Origin of the sequence: Neolewinella marina (assembly GCF_002631205.1) — a bacterium.
GTDB classification, from domain to species: Bacteria; Bacteroidota; Bacteroidia; order Chitinophagales; family Saprospiraceae; genus Neolewinella; species Neolewinella marina.
This window is the reverse complement of sequence record NZ_PDLO01000001.1, coordinates 556,590-576,162: the sequence shown is the minus strand read 5'-3', so window position 1 is coordinate 576,162 and position 19,573 is coordinate 556,590. Positions and strand designations below refer to the sequence as shown.

Genomic DNA, 19,573 nt, shown 5'->3' with positions numbered 1-19,573 from the left:
ATGAACGTCCTCCACAGGCCGGGGTTCGGTCGCCCCCGCCCGGCAGCTTAATGTTTCTGCGGGGTTTCGTTGCCGGAGCCGAGATACCGGAAGCTGCGGAAGAATTTGTCCGAGGCATCCCCCAAACCCCGGCCGGTGAGGGCAAAGGTCTTCAGTTCGAAGTAGCGCCCTCCGGCCACGAAAGCCAGGGTGCGGGCGCTGGCCTCTCCGTCTTTGTAGTCGATCCGCCACAGGCGGCCGGGGAAGCCCTCCACCGCCCGTTCCGTGGCGTAGATCACTTCCCCCCTCAGGGCTTCCGCGGCGGATTCCTGGGTGGACAACAGTAGTTCTTCCACCAGTTCCGTGCTGTCCTGGTGGAGTGCACCGGGCGGATAGTCCACGTAACTCAGCACGTAGATCAGGTTTTCGGCCCGTTGCAGGTCGGGCACCTTGAAGAAGTAGGTATGGAATACCTGATCGCCCACGGCGGTGGTCAGGGTATCCGCCTTATGGGACAGCGGGCCGGGAGTGTGAATGCGGAAGCGGCCGTCCAGGTCGTCGACCTCGGTCCAGCGGCTAGCGTCTTCGTAGCTCTTTACCGGCTCCTTGTCGGGAGCGGCCATGGGGGTCTGGGCGTAGGCCGAAACCGACGCCAGAAAGAAAAGGAAAAGGGTAAGGCGGTAGATGCGCATGGAGTACAGACACCGGGGTGGGGTCGGGGGTTGGTGGCGGTGGACCAGAATGTCCGTCACCTTACTCCTCCCGCTTCACGATGCGGAAGCCGATGCCGGTCACTTCCTCCAGGGGGTCCTGGCGGGAGAACTGGGCCACCACGAGTCGGTGCTCCCCAAGCTGGGTAAAACGGGTGCCCGTCTGCAGGGAGATGTCGGCGGTACATTCCGTGCCACTGCATTCGCCGTACCAGTCGCCGAAGGTATCGGCCAGTTGCAGCGACAGCGGCTGGGTCAGCACGGTGCCGTCGGGCAGGTGGGTAGCGAGCCGGGTATAGAAATTCTGAAAGGGGAAGTCCTGGGTATGGGTAACCGAGAGGACCAGGTCGTAGCGGGCGGAAGTATCCGTTACCGGGAAAGTGAAGGCGACGCTGTCGGCGTAGGCCCAGCCCGCGGGGCCGAGATCGCTTTCCTCCTGGAAGGTGATCTCGGGCCCGCAAGCGGACAACAGCGCGAGCAAAAGGGGGAGTCCCGTCGTCAGCCGCAGGCTCACGAGAAGTACTCCTTCATGCGCTCGAAAAAGCCCTTGTCGCCCTTTTCGAGCTTGGGGTCGAAGTTCTCCATGCCGCGCATCTGTTCCAGCAGCTCGGTTTCCTCGCGGGTGAGCTTTTTGGGGGTCCAGATGTTGACGTGGATCAGCTGGTCGCCCCGGCTGTGGCTCTGCAGGGCGGGCAGTCCCTTGCCGCGCAGGCGGAAGATCTTGCCGGATTGGGTACCCGCCGGGACCTTGATCTTCACGCGGCCGGCGATGGTGGGTACTTCCACGGAAGTGCCCAGGGCCGCGTCGGCGAAGTTCAGGTAGAGGTCGTAGATCAGTTTCTGGCCGTCGCGCTGCAGCTCGTCGTGGGGCTTTTCCTGTACATTGATCAGCAGGTCACCGGGAGGGCCTCCGCGGCGGCCGGCGTTGCCTTTGCCGCGCATGCTGAGCTGCATGCCTTCCTCCACGCCGGCGGGGATGTTCACCTCGATGGTGTCCTCTCCGTAGACGCGGCCGTCGCCCTTACAGCTGTTACAGGTAGCCTTGATCTGGGTGCCCGTACCGGAGCAGGTGGGGCAGGTGGTGGTGGTAGCCATCTGGCCGATGAAGGTGGAGCGTACCTGGCGTACGACCCCGGCGCCGCCACAGGTGCGGCAGGTTTCTACGCTTTCGGCGTCCTTGGCTCCGCTGCCGTCGCAGACGTCGCAGGCCTTTTGCCGCTTCACCTTGATGCGCTTGGTGACACCCTCGGCGATCTCTTCCAGGGTCAGGGGTACCTTGATGCGCAGGTTGGAGCCGCGTTCCCCGCGGGGTTGCCGCCGGGCGCCGCCGCCGGCCGCGCCGCCGAAGAAGGACCCGAAGGCCCCGCCGCCGTCGCCGAACATGTCGCCGAACTGCGCCATGATGTCCTCCATGGTCATGCCACCGGGGCCGCCGCCGAAGCCGCCCTGTCCGTTCACGCCGGCGTGGCCGAAGCGGTCATAGCGGGCCCGTTTGTCGCTGTCGTTCAGGACATCGTAGGCCTCGGCGGCTTCCTTGAATTTCTCCTCCGCCGCCGCGTCACCGGGGTTGCGGTCGGGGTGGTATTTCATGGCCAGCTTGCGGTAGGCCTTGCGCAGTGTATCGGAATCGGCGTTCTTGCTTACACCGAGTACCTCGTAATAATCTCTTGCCATATGGCTTGTCTTGTATTGGTTGGAGAAAGTGGCACGGAGTGGTGCTACTTACCCACCACCACTTTAGCGTGGCGAATGATGCGGCCGTTGAGGGTGTAACCGCGTTCGATGGTGTCGACCACCTTTCCTTTCAATTCCGGGTGGGGAACCTCGGTAACGGCCTCGAAGAGGTCGGGATTGTACTCCTCGCCCGTACTTTCCATGGGCTTCAGTCCCTGGGACGCCAGGGCGGAGAGGAGTTTCTTGCGGACCAACCCGATGCCGTTGTTCCAGATTTCGGCCGTGGCCTCGTCCTTTTCAGCCAGCTGGGCGGCGCGGTCGAAGTCGTCGAGGACGGGCAGCAGCGCCTTCATGGTCTTGCTGCCGGCGGTGTCCATCATTTCCAGCCGCTCGCGCTGGGTACGCCGCTTGTAGTTGTCGAATTCGGCGTAAAGCCGCAGGTAACGGTCTTCTTTTTCCTGCAGCCGCTCCTGCAGCTCCTTGATGTCGACCTGCTCGGGCAGCTCCTCCTGGAGGTCGCCATCGGATTTGAGGTCCTGGTCCACCACCTGCTCTTCGGGGGCGGCGTCACTCTGGTTCAGCATTTCGTCGTCCACGATCGGCTGATCTTCGTTGTTCTTACTCATCTTTCTGAAAAATTTTAGCACTAGGGTATGCCGCAAAAAGGGGGCCACAAGGACAAGCGGTAATTATGTCAGGCCATAACGACAATTCCCGACAGCCCGTCACGTATCGCCTAGTTAATTTTTACCATGTAGGTTGCTAACGGCTACTTTTCGTCTGTCCTTCGTGGCTGAGCGAAGTGCGGGGCAGAGCAGCTGACAAATGAGGGGCTAAGCTATTCATGACCTTTGTACTTCCTACTTTGTCCTTCCCGCTTCGTACTTCTAATTTGGTCAGGACAGTGAAGCGCAAGCAAGCGCCTACCCCCGTACTTCAAAGTTGAAGCCCTGCTGGGTGAGGGCCCGGTAGCGGGCCTCATCGAAGCGGTAGAGGCGGGCCGGCCGGTGGGAGACGCCCTGCTGCATCCGGTCCAGGGGGATGATGAGTTGCATCGAGAGTATCTTCTTGCGGAAGTTCCGCTTCTCCAGCTCGGTACCCCAGATGGCCTCGTAGAGGTGCTGCAGTTCCGTCAGGGTGAATTCGGGGGGGAGGAGCTCGAAGCCCACGGGGCGGTTGCGGATGCTCTGCTGCAGGTGGGCGATGGCCGTCTCCAGGATCCGGGCGTGATCGAAGGCCAGTTCCCCTACCTCCTGGAGGTTGTGCCAGGCCACTTCCCGCGACAGGCCGTCGGCCCGGGGGGTAAAGTCGGCAATTTTCACCAGGCTGTAGTAGGCCACCGTGATGACGCGGCCAAAGGCGTGGCGGGCCGGAGCGCCGAAGGTGCGCAGTTGCTCCAGGTAGACATTCTGCAGGCCGGTGGTTTCCCACAGCACCCGCTGGGCGGCCTCATCCAGGTCCTCGTTCTGCCGCACGAAGTAACCCGGCAGGGCCCAGTAGTTGTCGTAGGGCTCTTCACTACGGCGAATGAGCAGCACCTTGAGCTCCCCTTCGTCGAAGCCAAAAATGACGTTATCGACGGTAAAAGCGGACTTGAAATAGTTGTCTAGATGGGACTTAGGCTGCACACACTTAATATTTCCGCAAATATACCCCAAGTCGCCGCCCCGTCCAGACTCCTCCGGACATCTTTTCCGGAATGCCGTCCGTCTGCAACTTTTCTTGCCGCCGCGGGGCGCGGGTGCCGTGCGGGAAAAAGCGGGAACCTTACCTTGCGTCCTTCCTGATTCACCTTACTCAATTGCCTACGCCGTGAAGATCACCGAACAGCCCGGACCCTACCGCCACCTGGAAAACCGCTCCGCCCAGGAGTTGCTCACCTTCATCAACGAGCAGGACCGCAAGGTGGCCCCCGCGGTGGGCGAGTGCATCCCCGCCCTGACCGAGCTGGTAGAGGGCATCGTGGCGCGCATGGAGCGGGGTGGCCGGCTGTTCTACATTGGAGCGGGTACCAGCGGTCGTCTGGGAGTGCTCGACGCCAGCGAATGCCCTCCGACCTACGGGGTACCCCCGGGTATGGTGATCGGGGTGATCGCCGGTGGTGATCGGGCCCTGCGCGACTCGGTCGAATCGGCCGAGGACAGCGATAACCAGGCCTGGGCCGACCTGGCCGCCTACGCCCCCAACGCCGACGATACCCTGGTGGGTATTGCCGCCTCGGGTACTACCCCCTACGTGATCGGCGGACTGCGGCGCGCGCGGGAAGCCGGACTGCTGACGGGCTGCGTAACCTGCAATCCCGGCGCGCCGGTCACCGAGGTCTGCGACCACCCCATCGTGGCGGTGGTGGGCCCGGAAGTGGTGACGGGCAGCACCCGCATGAAGTCCGGTACCGCCCAGAAGCTGATCCTGAATATGATCACCACCACCGTGATGATCCGCCTGGGCCGGGTAAAGGACAACCGGATGGTGGACATGAAACTCAGCAACGCCAAGCTTATCGACCGTGGCACGAAGATGATTGTGGAGTCCACCGGCATGCCCTACGAGGAAGCCCGGCAGCGGCTACTGGAGGCGGGCAGCGTCAGAGACGTACTCGACCGGTCGTAGGGGCTCCATATCCAGAATATCAGTACAGAATTCCACGATGACCCGCTGGGGGGCCATCCAGTCCTTTGACTTGATGTCGCTGGCGGCGAAGTGGCTCTTCGGGGTGGGCAGGGCCACCAGCAGTTTTTCCGCCTCCGGAGTGGCGAAGGCGTCGTGGACTTCCGGGAAACGGCTCACCTCCACGTGGTTGTCCTTTTGAAGAAAGTTCTCCTTGTAGTAGACGGTCAGCACCGGGCACTGCACCGCGGTGAAGGTGGCGTCCGTCATGGTCGTCTGCACCAGCACCTCCAGGTTGACCAGCGCCTCGGAGGGGTAGATGGTATCGAAGTACTGGGCGGCGCGGGGCTCGGAATGGTCGATCTTCTTGTTGCTGCCTAGGGAAACCAGGCGGGCGAGCTCGTGCCCCCAGGGGCTCATCAGCAGGGAAGCCCCCGGCTGGTCGTCCTCCACGTTGGGCCCGATGTTGATGAGGGCGTGTACTGCTTCCGGGAAGGTGGCCGCCAGCTTCAGCGCCAGGGTGCCGCCCGTTGAAGTCGACATCAGGATGACCTTGCGGCCGATCCGCCGCCCGATGGCCAGGGCTTCCCGGGCATCCGCCCAGGCGTCTTCGGGGGTGAATTCTTGCAGCGCAGCTCCGGCTTGCAGCCCGTGTCCCGACCAGCGCGACAAATAGATATTGGCGCCGAAGATCAGAGGTACGTTCACGTTCACGGGGTAGCCGTCGCGGTAGCTCCCAGCAAAGCCGTGGAGGTAGACGAAGGCGTACTCCGTAACCCGGGGCACGGAATCGTGCCAGACGATGCGGGCCTGGTTGTTGGGGCGGGTGGGCGCCTTAGCTTCCCGGGCGTTCACCTGTCGTTCCAGCGCGCGCAGGTCGTCAGGTACGTCCGGCAGCTTGTCCGGATAGGTGGGCGGATCTATGGTCGGGCCGAGAAAATAGGCCAGGGTAGCCACCACCAGGAAGGTGCCGACGCCGTAGAGAACTTTGGAGGAGATCGTCACGGTGTCCGAACAGCCAATCCGGCCGGATGTTAGGGGCGGGTGCCCGGCTTTTCAACGGCTGCCCGGCACCCGCGTCCGCGCCTAGTGGCCCGACGGCGATTCCACATCCGCGCCTTCGGCCAGGGTAGGGGCCTTCCAGCGCTCGTAGCCCACGGGGGCGTCCGCAACCTTGCGGATGGCGGAGGTGGTGCGCTTCTTGTCGACCACCATGGCCAGGGTCATGATTAGGCTGGTACCGATGATGATGAAGAGCAGCACGCCCGGTTCGAAATTCTCGATGGCGGCCTCGGTCGGGATGGCGTAGAAGAGCAGCACGGTGATGAGGCCCCGGGGCGCCACGAAGAGCTGCGGCAGGATGTCCGAACCGATGAAGATGCGCAGGATGACGAAGCGGATGAGGTAGATGCTGAGGATGATCAGCAGGCTGACGATGGCCACGTCGACGCTCAGCAGGGAGGAAAGCGTAATGGTCACCCCGAAAATGACGAAGAAGAAGGTGCGCACCACGAAGGCCGTCTCCACCGTGACCACGTGCAGGCCCTCGTAGATGTGCAGGGCCTTCTTGTAGTTGAGCATCTTCTTGAGTGGCCCGCGGAAGAACAGGCGCATGTTGGCGATGAGCAGTCCGAAGATCAGGATGATGATCAGGGACGACAGGTGAAGCCGCTTGCCCACTGCATACAGCAGCAGCAGTACGGCGATCAGCAGGAAGAGCTTGACGTGGCTCTTGATGTTCTGGAAGATGAGCACGATGGCGTAGCTGGCCACGAGCGACAGCACGATGGTGAGTACCACGTTGCCGGCGAAGGCCAGTCCGCCCCCCGTATGCTCCACCACGTCCAGGGTTTCGCCCGCGGCCTCGGAGATCGGCAGCTGGCTGGTGAGGAAGTAGAAGAGCATGATGCCGAGGATGTCGGAGAAGGTGCTTTCGTAAATGTGGAACTCCCGCTTGCTGCCCTTCAGCCCGGTGACGCTGGGGATGATGATGGCACTCGAGAGGATCGACAGGGGGGTAGCGTACAGCCAGGCGCTCTGGGTGGACATGCCGTCGATGAAGCGCTCCAGGATGATGGCCGCCACCCAGGTGGACGCCATCAGTCCGATGAGCGCTACCACCAGGGCCTTGCCGATGGCCAGGTATTTGTCGCGCTCGAGTTTCAGTTCCAGGGCGGCCTCCAGTACGATCATGATCAGGCCGATGATGCCCAGGATCTCCAGGATGGGAAAGAAATTGAGGTTGCCGAAGCCGAAGGCGTCGAGGCCGAGCTTGATCAGGATGCCCAGGACGATGAGCATCAGCACGGAAGGAATATTCGTACGCTTGGACACCTCCCCGAAGAAAAACGACAGGATGATGATGACCGAGGCTTCAATGATGAGCAGGTAGGGATCTACGGATTGCATGGTGGGGGGGGGGCTTAACGCTGGGCGATGGTGGCGGGGTAACCCCATTCCTGGAGGAGGGCAAGGAGTTCGGAGAGGTGCTTTTCCTCCCGGACGGACAGGCGGACCTGGATGTCGGGCGAGCCCGGTTCCGGGTGGGATACCTCGGGGCGGAAACCGCGGTCGAGGTAGGGCGTGGAGGTGAGGCGGTCCATAAGTTCGGTGAGGGGGCGTTCCCTTTTTTCGGTCGGCGAGAGGTGGAGCTGGTAGTAACCGCCAATGTCCTTGCCGGTGATGAGGCTGTAGCCGTTCGTCAGGAGGGTGGAGTAGTTGACGAAGTGGAGGCCTTCCCCCGTCTGGAGGTAAAGGCCGATGCGGTTGATGCGGCTGATCACGCCGGTGGACTGATCGGCCTGCATCCGCTTGCCCACGGCGATAAGGGGAGTGCCGAGAATGATGCGCCCACTGAGGTAGTCGCGCAACCGTCCGAAACCGGCGGCCACCAGCAGGATCAGGATAACGCCGTGGAGCACCGGGTTGATGAACACGAAGATGGTAGCCAGCAGCAGTACCGTGATGGGCTCGTAGTAGAGCAGGAAGGTGGCAATGACGCGGTGCGCCCGGGCACGCACGCCCTGGGTGCGCCGCACCCGCTCCAGGCGGTCGCGCAGCAGCGACAGCAGGGCGTAGACGCCGTAAAGGATTGCCGCGGCCAGGATCAGGTCCGCCCAGCTGAAATAGGCGTTCAGGTATTCGTCCATGGGGTTAGCTTGACTGGTTGAGGTAGGATTCGGCGTCGAGCATGCGGCCGATGTCGTTGACCACGCTTTCGGTAATTTCCAGCTGGCCGTCGGGTTGGCGGGTCACCAGGCCGATGCGGACGAGGCGCTGCAGGATACTGGCGTAACGCTCCTGGTAGGCCGGGCCAAATAGCTTGCGCAGCCGGTAGTCCCGCACCTGTTTTTCCAGCAGGATGGTGGTGAGCAGGGTAGCGGTATCCGGCGACAGGAAGGCCGGAAGGTTGTAGCGGCGCCCCCGGGCCTGGGTGACCCGCTCCTCGTCGTAACGGCGGGTGTAGTAGGCCCAGCGATTGATGGTTTCCCCCACGTTGCCGTCGGTAGCCCGGTAGATGCGTTTAACCATTTTGGCGAAGGCCGCCTCGCTCACGGGCTCGCCGTCGGCGTCGACCAGCAGCTTGTGGGTGGCCCCGTGGCGGATGCTTACCGCGCGGATCATGTCCTCCTGGGAGAACTTGTCGAGGCTGATCCGCGCCTGGAATACCCGGCCCAGCTCCTGAAAGCGGTTCAGGTGGTGGTAGACGGCGTTGCTGGTGGACACCAGGTAGAAGATCCGCCCGGAGTAGTCGTCGATGTGCTCCCCGAGCGCCCGCACGTTCGCGGCCAGGGTGTGGTCGCCGTCGGCCCATTTTTCCAGGTCGTCGATCCACAGCAGGGGGCGCTGCTGGACGGTGTATTTCTCCACGAAGTTGAGTGCCTCCCGCAGGTTGGCCGTGGTCTGGGTACGCCGCCCCTGCACCGTCAGCGGGGCGTGGGGCCGCAGGCGGATGGTCTTGCCGGCGAAGAAGCGGTTCGTGATGAGTTCGCCAAAAAGGGTTTTACCCGCCAGTCGGTTGCCGGTCAGCAGCACGGCTCCGCGAAAACCGAGTTTCCAGTTCTGGATCAGTTCCCGCAGGTGGGCGGTTTCGGCTTCCCGGCCCACGAGGAAGGATTCCCCGATGTAGCCCCGCGTCATCAGGATGTTGGTGTAGGCGGCGTTGTCGGGGGGCAGGCTGCGCTGGCGGATCACGCGGACCGTCTTCTCGCTCACGCTGAGCTTTTCCTCCCGGGCCGCGGCCCCGAGCAGGCGGCTCACGCCGGCGGCGTGGCGCTGCAGCCATTCCTGGGCGCTGGTCACCAGCCGGCCCTGCCGGCGGGTGAATACCCCGATTCCGGATTGCAGGGGCAAGGGCAGGAAGTCCTCCTCGGGGCGGTAGACGCTCGTCAGTCGCAGGTCACGCTCGATGAGGCTCTGCAGCCGCTGCCGCAACTCGCCGAACTGGGTGCTGCGCTCCTCGGTCTTGGTGAGGTAGGCGGCCAGCGGCTGGGCCAGCTGGTTGTTGTCGATGGAAACTTCCTGGCCGGCCTTGATCTCGGTGGCCAACAGCAGGGCGCGGTTGCGTACGTTGGCCACCGCCACCCGGAGGCCGTTGTTGATCTGTTCGCTCAGTTCCCAAAGCTCGTAGATAAGGGGCATCACTTCGGCGCTCACCCACTGGTCGGTGGCGCGGCGGAAGTTGACCTCCTTGTACTGCAGCAGTCCCCCCTCGCTGCCCACCGTGACGCGCTGCTTTTCCACGAAGCCCGCGATCAGGGCGTTCACGCGGTTGGTGTAGTGGTCCAGGCGGGCGGGGGTGGCTTCCTCGTTGACGTGGTCTTCCAGGCGGGCGGCCACCACTCCGGGGCGGTCGGCTTCCGTATCTCCCTCCCGGATGAAGGCGATGATTTCCTCGGCCCGCTGCTGGGCCCGCTGGGTCAGCTCATTGCTCACGGTGAGGATCTGCTGCAGCAGCTTGCGCAGGTCGGTGAAGCGTTCGGCCAGCTTCGTCAGCTCCGTGTACTCGGCGGCCAGGGAGGTGGATTGGCCGGCAATTTCCCGCAGCTGGTAGCGGTACAGGGGCCAGGGGTTGTGCTGCAGCTTCCAGGCGTTGAGCTGGCGCCGCCGCTGTTTATCGTTCCGCTCCAGCGCCTGCCGCCGGGCCTCGTGGTCGGCCTCCCAGTCGCGGAGGGCCTCGGCCAGGGTTTCCCGGGAACGGCGGTACAGGTCCTCCACGGACGCCTGGCTCGCCTTCCCTTCCTGCCGCCGCAGTTCGGCCATCTGGAGCTGGAGCTGCACGTCGCGGTACAGCAGCAGGAAGTGTTTGGCGCGTTCGGCCCAGACGAAGTGGGTCAGCCGGCACTCCAGGTCGGTATAGTCTTCTCCTTCGCCCACGGGGCAGGCCTCCCCCCGGGCGACCATGGCTTCGGACATCTCGCGGGCGTGGTGGGCCAGCTCCTCTACGGGACCGCTGGGGTCCAGGTCATGCAGGGCGCGCTCGGCGGTAGCGGCAAAGGAAACGGGCAGATCGGCGGTCATGGGGGCAATATAGTTCCCCCGGACAAGAGGGCGCGGACGCAGGTGCCGGGAAAGGGGAGAAGCCCGGCTTGCCCCGGATATTTCTCCTGAAAGCGGCCTTCCGTGGCGGAAGATTGAGGACCGATTCCCTACCTTTCGGGCCATGCGTACCCTTCTGCTTTTCCCCTTCCTCCTGCTGATGACCTTTTTCGCCTGCCAGGAAGAACTGCCCCCGCCCGCCGTAGAAACTCCCCCGAGTATGGAATCATCCGCCGAGGCTGAACCCGACAGCCTGCTGCGCCACGCCGTTTTCTTCTCCTTCAAGGAGGAGTCCACCCCGGAGCAGATCGACAGCGTCCTGCAAGCTTTCAGCGCCCTGCCCGGACAGATCCCCGAGATCCGCGACTACGAATGGGGCATCAACAACAGCCCCGAAGGCCTGAACAAGGGGTTCACCCACGCCTTCTTCCTCACCTTCCACAGTGAAGCCGACCGCGACGTGTACCTGCCCCATCCGGCCCACCAGCGGTTCGGGGAAATCCTGGGTCCCCACCTGAAGGACGTCTTCGTGGTGGACTACTGGACGCGCTGATCCGCGGGTAGCAGCCCCCGGGCCCCGTTACTTTTTGAATTTCCATTCCCGCACTTCGGGCAGGCCCTTCGCCAGGGCCGCGCCGAGGGCCGAGCCACTGGTGTAGGTGAGTTGGTCGAGGACGTAGGACTCCACGGACACCGTGGCTTCCGCTTCGGCCAGGCACCAGGGGGCGAGCTTCAGTTCCTCCGTTTCCGGATCCTGGCAGACGAAGGTGGGCTCGCCCAGTCCGTCGTTCACCTCCAGCCGCCGGCCCTGGGCGGGCAGTTCCTCGCCGCAGAGGATGAGTGACAGCCGGTCGCAAAACCTCATCCGGCCGTAGACCGTCTCCAGCAGCTCCGCCGGCCAACCCCGTTGTTGGAGGACCTGCTTGCGTTTAACGACAATGCCCTTAAGCAGTTTTTTAAGCCGGGCGTCCACGGATTCACCCTTGTAGAGATGCTCATAGTGGCGGCCGATAAGCAGTCCGGTCCACAGGTGTTTGCGGTAGGCGTCTTCCAGTAACGCTTCGGCCTGTTCACTGCGCTGGGCCTCATCCATGCGCAGCAGGGTGAAGTCCTTGGGGGCGCCGCGGTCGGTCAGGTAATCACCACTCGAAAAATCGACCTGGTGATCGTCGTGCTGGGCTACGGCCAGCAGGGTAGGGAGGGACAGCCCGGGGGGCGCGACGGACGGCAGGTGGGAGTAGATGTCGGCGGCAAGCAGGCCGTGGGCGGGGTGGAGGGTAATGCGCCATCCCTCGGGGTGGGGGCGTACGAGCATACGGTGGGGAATGAAGTGAGCCGATGCTGCCGGCTCCCCTGGTTAACCCCGAAACCGGTCTGGTTGATCGGTGGGCCACCCGGGGAGGTCTCCGAAAATGAATGGTTGTCCAGGTCGACCGGAAACCTATATTCGTGGCCGTAAAACCGCTGCATGTACCACCTGAATAGTTTGATTATCGTCGCGATCCTTTTTGTCCTGATTGTCGCGGCGGACGTAGTGGGCCTGTATCTGGGGCAGCGGGCGCGGGATAAATCCGACAACGACGTCAAGTCGCAGACCTCGGCCATCCAGGGTGGCATCATCGGCATGCTGGCCCTGATCCTGGGCTTCACCTTCAATATGTCGATCCAGCGGTACGATACCCGGGCCGGCGCCGAGGTGGAGGAAGCCAACGCCATCGGTACCGCCGAACTGCGGGCCGCCCTGTTGCCCGAGCCCTACCACGGGCAGGCGGCGGCGGCCATCGACGAGTACATCGAACTGCGGCTGGAGAGCAGCCATATGGACCTCACCCGGGTGGAGGAGCGCAAGGCTCTGAACGACCGTACGAGCCAGCTGCAGCAGCGCATCTGGGACATCGGGGTGGCGGCCGCCGATGCTTCCCCCAGTCCGGTACGCAGCGGCTACTTCCTGACCTCCGTCAATGATATGATCGACGCCCAGGGCCGCCGTCTTGACGTGCTCAACCGCCACGTGCCCCCGGCGATCTTTTACCTGCTCTTCGTTTTCTTCATCGCTACGGGGGGACTCATCGGGTATTCCACGGGATTGGGGCAGCGCCGCTCCCGGGTGCCCGCTCTGGTGCTCAACCTGCTGATCTGTCTGCTGGTCTTCATCATCATCGACCTGGACCGGCCGCGGCGGGGCATCATCGAGGTGAAGCAGGACAGCATGGAAGCCCTGCGCTAAATCCTTCACTCACCCATTGCCATGTACAGCCTGAACAGCATCCTTATTGCCGTCGTCCTCTTTCTCCTCATCGTTGCCGCCAATGAAATCGGGCTCCGCATCGGTGGCCACTACCTCGACCGCTCCGACAGCGACGTCAAGTCGCAGACCTCGGCCATCCAGGGCGGGGTGCTCGGTCTGCTCGCCCTGATCCTGGGCTTCACCTTCAGCATGTCGATCCAGCGCTACGACGTCCGCTCCGGTGCCGAGGTGGCGGAAGCCAACGCCATCGGCACCGCCGAGCTGCGCACGGCCCTGCTGCCGGCCCCTTACGACCAGGAGGCCCAGGGTGCCATCGACGAATACATCGCACTGCGCCTCCGCAGCGCGGGCGTTGACCTGACCCACAAGGAGGAGCGCAAGTCACTGAACGTGGAGACTACTGCCCTGCAGCAGCGTATTTGGGACATCGGGGTAGCGGCCGCCGAGGCCAATCCCAACCCCGTGAAGACGGGCTACTTCCTCACCGCCGTCAACGAGATGATTGACGCCTACGGCAGCCGCATTGACGCCCTTCAGCGCCACGTACCCCCGGCCATCTTCTACTTGCTGTTTACTTTCTTCATCGCCTCGGGGGGGCTCATTGGCTACTCCAGCGGACTGGGGCAGCGCCGCTCCCGTGTGCCCGCCCTGATCCTGAACCTGTTGATCTGTCTGCTGGTCTTCATCATCATCGACCTAGACCGGCCGCGGCGGGGGGTGATCCAGGTGCGGCAGGACAGTATGGAGGCCCTGCGGTAGGGGGGCGCCGCAGCTCGTGACGGAGAGCAGACAACCAAAGCGAGGGGCAAGTGTCTTCCTTTCCCCAAGTGAATGTGTCCCCCCTTTACCGAGTGCATGATGTCTGAAAATCCCCTCAACCGCCTTCCCTTCTCCGTCCTCGATCTGGCTACCGTAGGCGAGGGCACCACCCCGGCCGATACCTTCCGCAACAGCCTCGATTTGGCGCGGCACGTGGAGCGCCTGGGTTACACCCGCTTCTGGGTATCCGAGCACCACAACATGGCCGGGGTAGCGAGTTCGGCGCCCCCCGTGCTGATCGGCTACCTGGCCGGCGGCACCACCACCCTCCGCGTGGGGTCGGGCGGCATCATGTTGCCCAACCATTCGCCGCTGGTGGTCGCCGAGCAGATGGGTACCCTGGCTACCCTTTACCCCGGGCGCATCGATATCGGGCTGGGCCGCGCACCCGGTACCGACCCCGTGGCCTCCCGCGCCATCCGGGGCGTCCGCTTCGACGCCGGCCAGGACTTTCCCCGCGACATCCAGCAGTTGCAGGCCTACCTGTCGGCGGACAACCGCAACGCGCCGGTGCGCGCCATTCCCGGTGAGGGGCTCGACATTCCGATCTATATCCTGGGTTCGAGCACCGAAAGCGCCTACCTCGCCGGTTTGCTGGGCTTGCCCTACGCCTTCGCCAGCCATTTTGCGCCCACCCAGCTGTTCGCCGCCCTGAAGCGGTACCGCGACAACTTCCGCCCCTCGGCGGTCTTGCAGGAGCCCTACGCTATTGCCTGCGTCAACGTGGTCGCGGCGGACACCGACGCCGAAGCCACCCGCCTCGGCACCACCCTCCAGCAACTGATGCTCGGCGTGGTAACCGGCAAGCGGCAGCTGATGCAGCCCCCCGTCGATTCCATGGACCACCTCTGGTCGCCGGCCGAGCGGCAATACGTCGAGCAGATGCTGTCGGTTTCCTTCATCAGCGGCCCGGAGCAGCTGGCCAAGGACCTGCGGCATTTCCTGCGGCAGACCGGCGTCAATGAGCTCATGGCCGTCTCCCACATCTACGACCACCGGGCCCGGTTGAAGTCCTACGAATTGCTGGCCGGTGTATTGCAGGGGGTGGCGGCCTAAGCCATCCTGGCTGCTGGCTAACTTCCCCCTGGCGCCCGCGCGCCGACGCCAGCCAGGATAAGCGGGACAGAGCAGGACAGTCCATTGCGGTTTGATCGAATATATTAGGGGGTCGATCACTGCAACCTGAACTCACATGCCATACTTACTGCTGTTGTTTCTTTTTTCCCTCGGTACGCTCTGCGCCCAGGGGGTTACCGTTACGGACCTGCGCTTCGAGCAGCAGGACAATACCCTCGGGGTAGGGGAGACCCACCCCCGGTTCAGCTGGAAACTCCGGAGCGACGCCCGCGACGTGATGCAGTCCGCCTACCAGATCCGGGTAGCCACCGATGCGCGCGACCTCGCCCGGGGGCGCAAACTGGTCTGGGACAGCGGCCGTGTAGACGGGGACCAGTCGGTACTGGTACCCTATGCCGGTCCCGACCTGGAATCCCGCAAGCGGTACTTCTGGCAGGTACGCGTCTGGGACAAGCAGGGGAAGCCCTCGGAGTGGAGCGCGGCGGCCAATTGGGAAATGGGCTTGCTCAATCCCGCCGACTGGGTTGCCGAATGGATAAAACCCATGGAGGCGGGTGACCAAAGCCAGTCGCTGCCGACGCCCCGGCTGCGGCGGGAGTTTTCCCTCGACCGCCAGATCGCTTCCGCCCGCCTCTACGTGACCAGTCACGGACTGTACGCAGCGGAAATCAACGGAGAGCGGGTGGGCGACCAGCTACTGACCCCCGGCTGGACGGCCTACCAGGACCGGCTGCAGTACCAGACCTACGACGTCACCGATCAGCTGCAAGCGGGGCAGAACGCCATTGGCGTCACCCTGGCCGACGGCTGGTACCGCGGCAACCTTGGCTGGGGCGGACAACGCGCCGTCTACGGCGATGAACTGGCCCTGCTGTTGCAACTGGAAGTGACCTACCGCAACGGGCGGCAAGAGCGCATCGTAAGCGACGGCGACTGGCGCAGCAGCACCGACACCCCCTACCGTTCCGCGGACATTTATAATGGGGTAGCCTACGACGCCACCCGTGAGCAAGCCGGTTGGTCTAGCCGCGGGTTTGACGCCGCCGGCTGGCAGGGCGTTTCCGTGGCCAACCACGACAAGGAGGTACTGGTAGCCCCCGTGGGCCCACCCGTGACGGTTACGGAGGTGCTTGCGCCCCGGGAAATCTTCATCACTCCCGCAGGGGACACCGTCATTGACTTTGGCCAGAATCTCGTGGGCAGGGTAAGGTTCACGGTGGAGGGCCCGGCGGGGCAGACCGTGGTAATCCACCACGCCGAAGTGCTGGACAAGGACGGCAACTTCTACACCGCCAACCTGCGGACGGCGAAGCAGGAAACAAGCTACACCCTGGCCGGCGACGGTGCGTCCACCTTCGCCCCGGCCTTCACCTTCATGGGATTCCGCTACGTTCGCCTGAAGAACTGGCCGGAGATGCCACGGGCGGAGGACTTCCGCGCCGAGGTGATCCATTCGGCGATGGAGGAAACGGGAAGGTTTACCAGTTCGGATTCCCTGATCAACCAGCTGCAGCGGAACATCAAGTGGGGGCAGCGCGGCAACTTTGTCGACGTGCCGACCGACTGTCCGCAGCGCGACGAGCGCCTCGGATGGACGGGCGACGCCCAGGCCTTTGCCCGCACGGCAGCCTTCAATTACGACGTGAGTGGGTTCTTCCAGAAGTGGCTCAGCGACGTCTCCGCCGACCAACTGCCCTCCGGGGCGGTACCCCACGTGGTGCCTAACGTCCTGGGAGAGAATGCCGCCGCTTCGGCCGGTTGGGCGGACGTGGCTACCATCGGGCCCTGGACGATGTACCTCGCCTACGGTGATCAGCGCCTGCTGGAAGAGCAGTACCCGACCATGAAGGCCTGGGTGGGCTACATGAAGGATACGGCCGGCGACGACCTCCTCTGGAATACCGGGTCTCACTTCGGCGACTGGCTCTTCTACAGCGTGGGCAACGACCCCTCGGGAATTTCGGCCATCACAGACAAATACCTCATTGCCCAGGCCTTTTTCGTCCACTCCACCGACCTGGTCGCGCGGGCGGCGGAAGTTCTCGGCAAGACGGAGGAGGCGGCGGAATACCGGGAGCTTGCCCGGCGGCTGCGGCAGGCCTTCCGTGATGAATACGTCACCCCTTCCGGCCGGCTGGTCAGCAGCACCCAGACGGCCTACATCCTGGCCCTGGAGTTCGACCTGCTGCCCGAAGAAGTACGGGAGGCGGCCGCCCGGCGGCTGGTGGACAACATTGAACGCTATGGTCACCTCACCACCGGATTCCTCGGTACCCCGTATCTGCTGCACGTGCTGACGCGCTTTGGCTACACCGATACCGCCTATACCCTGCTCCACCGCAAGGAATACCCCTCCTGGCTGTACCCCGTCACCCGGGGTGCCACCACCATCTGGGAGCGGTGGGACGGCATCAAACCCGATTCCACCTTCCAGAGCGAGGGCATGAATTCCTTCAACCACTACGCCTACGGCGCGGTGGGCGACTGGCTCTACCGGCGGTCCGCGGGACTGGACACCGATCCGGCCGCCCCGGGCTACAAACACCTCGTCCTCCAGCCCCACCCGGGCGGCGAACTTACCCAGGCCCACGCTACCCTGGAAACCCCCTACGGAACGGCGGCCAGTGGATGGACGACTACGGCCGAAGGCCTGGAGTTCACCGTTACCGTCCCCCCGAACACCACCGCCGAGCTCCACCTCCCCAACGCCCGCCAGGAAAGCGTGCAACTGGACGGACAGCCCCTGGTCCAGGGCAACGGGGTGCGCAGTCACCGACAGTCGGCGGACCACGTCATGGTGGAACTCGGCTCCGGAACCTACCGCTTCTCCCTGCCGATAACTTCTTCGCGGTAGGTCAAAAATGAGTTACGCAATCGATTCACTAATTCGGTGTTTCGGGCTATCTTCCCCATCAAAGTCGATCCCCTTGCAGCTATTATCCCGTTCCTTCCTGGTCTTGAGTATCCTGTTTTTTCCCCTGGCCTGGGCTGCGGCTCAGGCTGGCGATTGGCCTTCTTTCACCGTTCATTCGGGCCCTTACGCACGGCAGCAGACGCTGGTGTGTGCCGAGGTGGACGAAGCCGTCGGCGCCCGCCACGACGCGTTGGCCCTGTATGAGGTAACCGGTGGGAGCAATCGCCGGCCGGTGACGGTTCAGTGGGAGGGCAACCGCCTCTGTTGGGTGCTCGAAGGCGAGACGCCCGCCGGCACCCAGCGGCGTTACGCCCTGGCTCTTGCAGCAAGTGGCGGGGGTTCGACGCCCGCGGGTGGGATTCAGGCCACCCTGGCCGACGGGCGGGTTCGCTTCGTGGCCGGTGACGACCGCACCTTGCTGACCTATCAGCGCGACCCCGCGCCCGTACCCGCCGGGGTTGATCCGATCTTCTCCCGCGGTGGCTTCCTGCACCCCATCCTTTCCCCGGCCGGGGATACGCTTACGCGTATTCAGCCGTCGGACCACTACCACCATTACGGCGTTTGGAACCCCTGGACGCACACTGAGTACCAGGGGCGGGAACTGGACTTCTGGAATCTCGTCCGCGGCCACGGAACGGTGACGGCCGATGGGGTAGATAACCTCGCCGGTGGCCCGCTCACCGCCGGACTTACCGCCCGGCACACCTACCTGATGTTCCCCGACAGCGCCGTCCGTGAGGGCGCCAAGCCGCTGCTGGAGGAGCAGCTCGACCTGGGAGTGCATTCCCTGGACCGGAACGCCTACCAGGTAGATTATACCACCACCCAACGAAACATCACCGACGAGCCCTTCGTGGTCAAGGCGTACCGCTACCAGGGCATTGGATTCCGGGCGCGGCCCGACTGGGACGACGCCACGGCCCGCCTGCTCACTTCCGGCGGCAAGAACAAGGCGGACGGCAATGCCACCCGCGCCCGCTGGATGATGGTCGACGGACCCACGAACAGCGGCCGGTCGGGCATCCTCTTCCTGTCGCACCCCGACAACTACGACGCTCCCCAGACCATCCGCATCTGGCCCGAGGGGGCCAACGGGGGTAAGGAAAACGTATTCCTCAACTTCAATCCCGCCCAAGAGGTGGACTTCCGGCTGCGGCCCGATGGCCAGTATCGGTTGAAGTACCGCATGGTGGTCTACAACGGCACCCTGGATTCGGCGGCCGCCGAGCGCTACTGGCAGGACTTCGCCCACCCACCGCGGGTGGTGGTGGACGGCGCCGGTAAGCTGCAGGGCAAGCGGGTACTGGTGTACACCCGCAACGGCAAGGGCTACGTCCACGAGAACATCCCCGCCAGCGTGGCGGCCATCGAGCGGCTGGGGGAGGAGAATGGCTTCAGCGTAGTGAGCTCGGATGACCCGGCCTACTTCACCCCCGAACGGCTGGCCGATTTTGACGTGCTGGTCTTCTCGAACACCAACAACGACATCTTCGAAACCCCGGCCCAGCACGAGGCCTTCCGCGGCTACCTGGAGGGCGGCGGCGGATACGTGGGCATCCATTCGGCCATCGGCTCGGAACGCGACTGGCCCTACTTCTGGCGGGTCATCGGCGGAACCTTCCACCGTCACCCTAAGCGGCAGGACTTCGATGTCGCCGTGATCGACCCTGACCACCCCTCTACCGATTTCCTGCCTCCCACCTGGCACATTCGCGACGAGGAGTGCTACTACATCAAGAAACTCAACCCGGCAATGCACGTACTGCTGGCCGCCGACCTGAGCACCGTCGACGATCCGGAAGGCAAGGCCGGTTACCCCGGCGAAACTTTCGGTAACAGCTTCCCGGCCTCCTGGTACCTCACCAACCACGGCGGACGGCAGTGGTATACCGCCCTCGGACACCGTTCCGAGCATTACTCCGACCCCCTCTTCATCCGCCACATCCTCGGCGGCATCGAGTGGGCCGCCCGCTAACTTTCCCTTTACTTCCTAAGCTAGTCAAT

At 63.8% G+C, this 19,573-nt stretch carries 17 protein-coding genes; 7 read left to right on the top strand and 10 right to left on the bottom strand.

What is annotated here, in order from left to right; translation table 11 throughout:
- Positions 1-47 precede the first annotated feature (47 nt).
- The 5 genes from CGL56_RS02260 to CGL56_RS02240 form a co-directional block, all read right to left on the bottom strand.
- Entirely contained in the window at positions 48-671 is a 624-nt protein-coding gene (locus CGL56_RS02260) for a hypothetical protein (RefSeq protein ID WP_099104867.1), read from the bottom strand.
- Between the two features lie 61 nt (positions 672-732).
- Entirely contained in the window at positions 733-1,203 is a 471-nt protein-coding gene (locus CGL56_RS02255) for a gliding motility lipoprotein GldH (RefSeq protein WP_099104866.1), read from the bottom strand.
- Positions 1,200-2,363 (bottom strand): molecular chaperone DnaJ, encoded by a 1,164-nt coding sequence (gene dnaJ / locus CGL56_RS02250; RefSeq protein ID WP_099104865.1) that lies wholly within the window; start codon positions 2,361-2,363, stop codon positions 1,200-1,202. The genes CGL56_RS02255 and dnaJ overlap by 4 nt, the downstream gene beginning before the upstream one ends.
- A 44-nt stretch (positions 2,364-2,407) precedes the next feature.
- Positions 2,408-2,989, bottom strand: a complete 582-nt coding sequence (locus CGL56_RS02245) for a nucleotide exchange factor GrpE (RefSeq protein ID WP_245183942.1) — start codon at positions 2,987-2,989, stop codon at positions 2,408-2,410.
- Positions 2,990-3,286: 297 nt separating this feature from the next.
- Positions 3,287-3,991, bottom strand: a complete 705-nt coding sequence (locus tag CGL56_RS02240; protein WP_099104864.1) for an NUDIX hydrolase — start codon at positions 3,989-3,991, stop codon at positions 3,287-3,289.
- 184 nt (positions 3,992-4,175) lie between these two features.
- On the opposite strand from CGL56_RS02240, the gene murQ reads away from it, so the two are divergent.
- Complete coding sequence (murQ, locus tag CGL56_RS02235) at positions 4,176-4,973, top strand: N-acetylmuramic acid 6-phosphate etherase (protein ID WP_222837657.1); 798 nt, start codon at positions 4,176-4,178, stop codon at positions 4,971-4,973.
- Here the strand turns inward: murQ and CGL56_RS02230 are convergent.
- The 4 genes from CGL56_RS02230 to CGL56_RS02215 form a co-directional block, all read right to left on the bottom strand.
- Entirely contained in the window at positions 4,929-5,975 is a 1,047-nt protein-coding gene (locus CGL56_RS02230; protein ID WP_099104863.1) for an alpha/beta hydrolase, read from the bottom strand. The two genes, murQ and CGL56_RS02230, sit on opposite strands and share 45 nt — an antisense overlap.
- Positions 5,976-6,056: 81 nt before the next feature.
- On the bottom strand, positions 6,057-7,379 hold the full coding sequence (locus CGL56_RS02225) for a cation:proton antiporter domain-containing protein (protein WP_099104862.1): 1,323 nt from the start codon (positions 7,377-7,379) through the stop codon (positions 6,057-6,059).
- 14 nt (positions 7,380-7,393) lie between these two features.
- Complete coding sequence (locus tag CGL56_RS02220) at positions 7,394-8,119, bottom strand: hypothetical protein (RefSeq protein WP_099104861.1); 726 nt, start codon at positions 8,117-8,119, stop codon at positions 7,394-7,396.
- Between the two features lie 4 nt (positions 8,120-8,123).
- Complete coding sequence (locus CGL56_RS02215; protein WP_099104860.1) at positions 8,124-10,490, bottom strand: P-loop NTPase family protein; 2,367 nt, start codon at positions 10,488-10,490, stop codon at positions 8,124-8,126.
- 142 nt (positions 10,491-10,632) lie between these two features.
- Between CGL56_RS02215 and CGL56_RS02210 the strand changes: the two genes are divergently transcribed.
- Positions 10,633-11,061 (top strand): Dabb family protein, encoded by a 429-nt coding sequence (locus CGL56_RS02210; RefSeq protein WP_099104859.1) that lies wholly within the window; start codon positions 10,633-10,635, stop codon positions 11,059-11,061.
- Between the two features lie 27 nt (positions 11,062-11,088).
- On the opposite strand, the gene CGL56_RS02205 is transcribed toward CGL56_RS02210, so the two are convergent.
- Positions 11,089-11,823, bottom strand: coding sequence for a DUF3891 family protein (locus CGL56_RS02205; protein WP_099104858.1), 735 nt, complete (start codon positions 11,821-11,823; stop codon positions 11,089-11,091).
- 153 nt (positions 11,824-11,976) lie between these two features.
- Here CGL56_RS02205 and CGL56_RS02200 point away from each other — a divergent pair, with 153 nt between their 5' ends.
- The 5 genes from CGL56_RS02200 to CGL56_RS02180 all read left to right on the top strand — a co-directional run bounded on the left by CGL56_RS02200 (position 11,977) and on the right by CGL56_RS02180 (position 19,544).
- Complete coding sequence (locus tag CGL56_RS02200; RefSeq protein WP_099104857.1) at positions 11,977-12,735, top strand: bestrophin-like domain; 759 nt, start codon at positions 11,977-11,979, stop codon at positions 12,733-12,735.
- 21 nt (positions 12,736-12,756) lie between these two features.
- Positions 12,757-13,515 carry a bestrophin-like domain gene (locus tag CGL56_RS02195; protein WP_099104856.1) on the top strand — a complete coding sequence of 253 codons (759 nt, stop codon included), beginning with the start codon at positions 12,757-12,759 and terminating at the stop codon, positions 13,513-13,515.
- A 99-nt stretch (positions 13,516-13,614) separates the two neighbouring features.
- On the top strand, positions 13,615-14,631 hold the full coding sequence (locus CGL56_RS02190; protein ID WP_099105503.1) for an LLM class flavin-dependent oxidoreductase: 1,017 nt from the start codon (positions 13,615-13,617) through the stop codon (positions 14,629-14,631).
- Positions 14,632-14,767: 136 nt separating this feature from the next.
- Positions 14,768-17,506, top strand: coding sequence for an alpha-L-rhamnosidase (locus tag CGL56_RS02185; RefSeq protein ID WP_099104855.1), 2,739 nt, complete (start codon positions 14,768-14,770; stop codon positions 17,504-17,506).
- Positions 17,507-17,579: 73 nt separating this feature from the next.
- Complete coding sequence (locus tag CGL56_RS02180) at positions 17,580-19,544, top strand: ThuA domain-containing protein (protein WP_167641512.1); 1,965 nt, start codon at positions 17,580-17,582, stop codon at positions 19,542-19,544.
- Positions 19,545-19,573 lie beyond the last annotated feature (29 nt).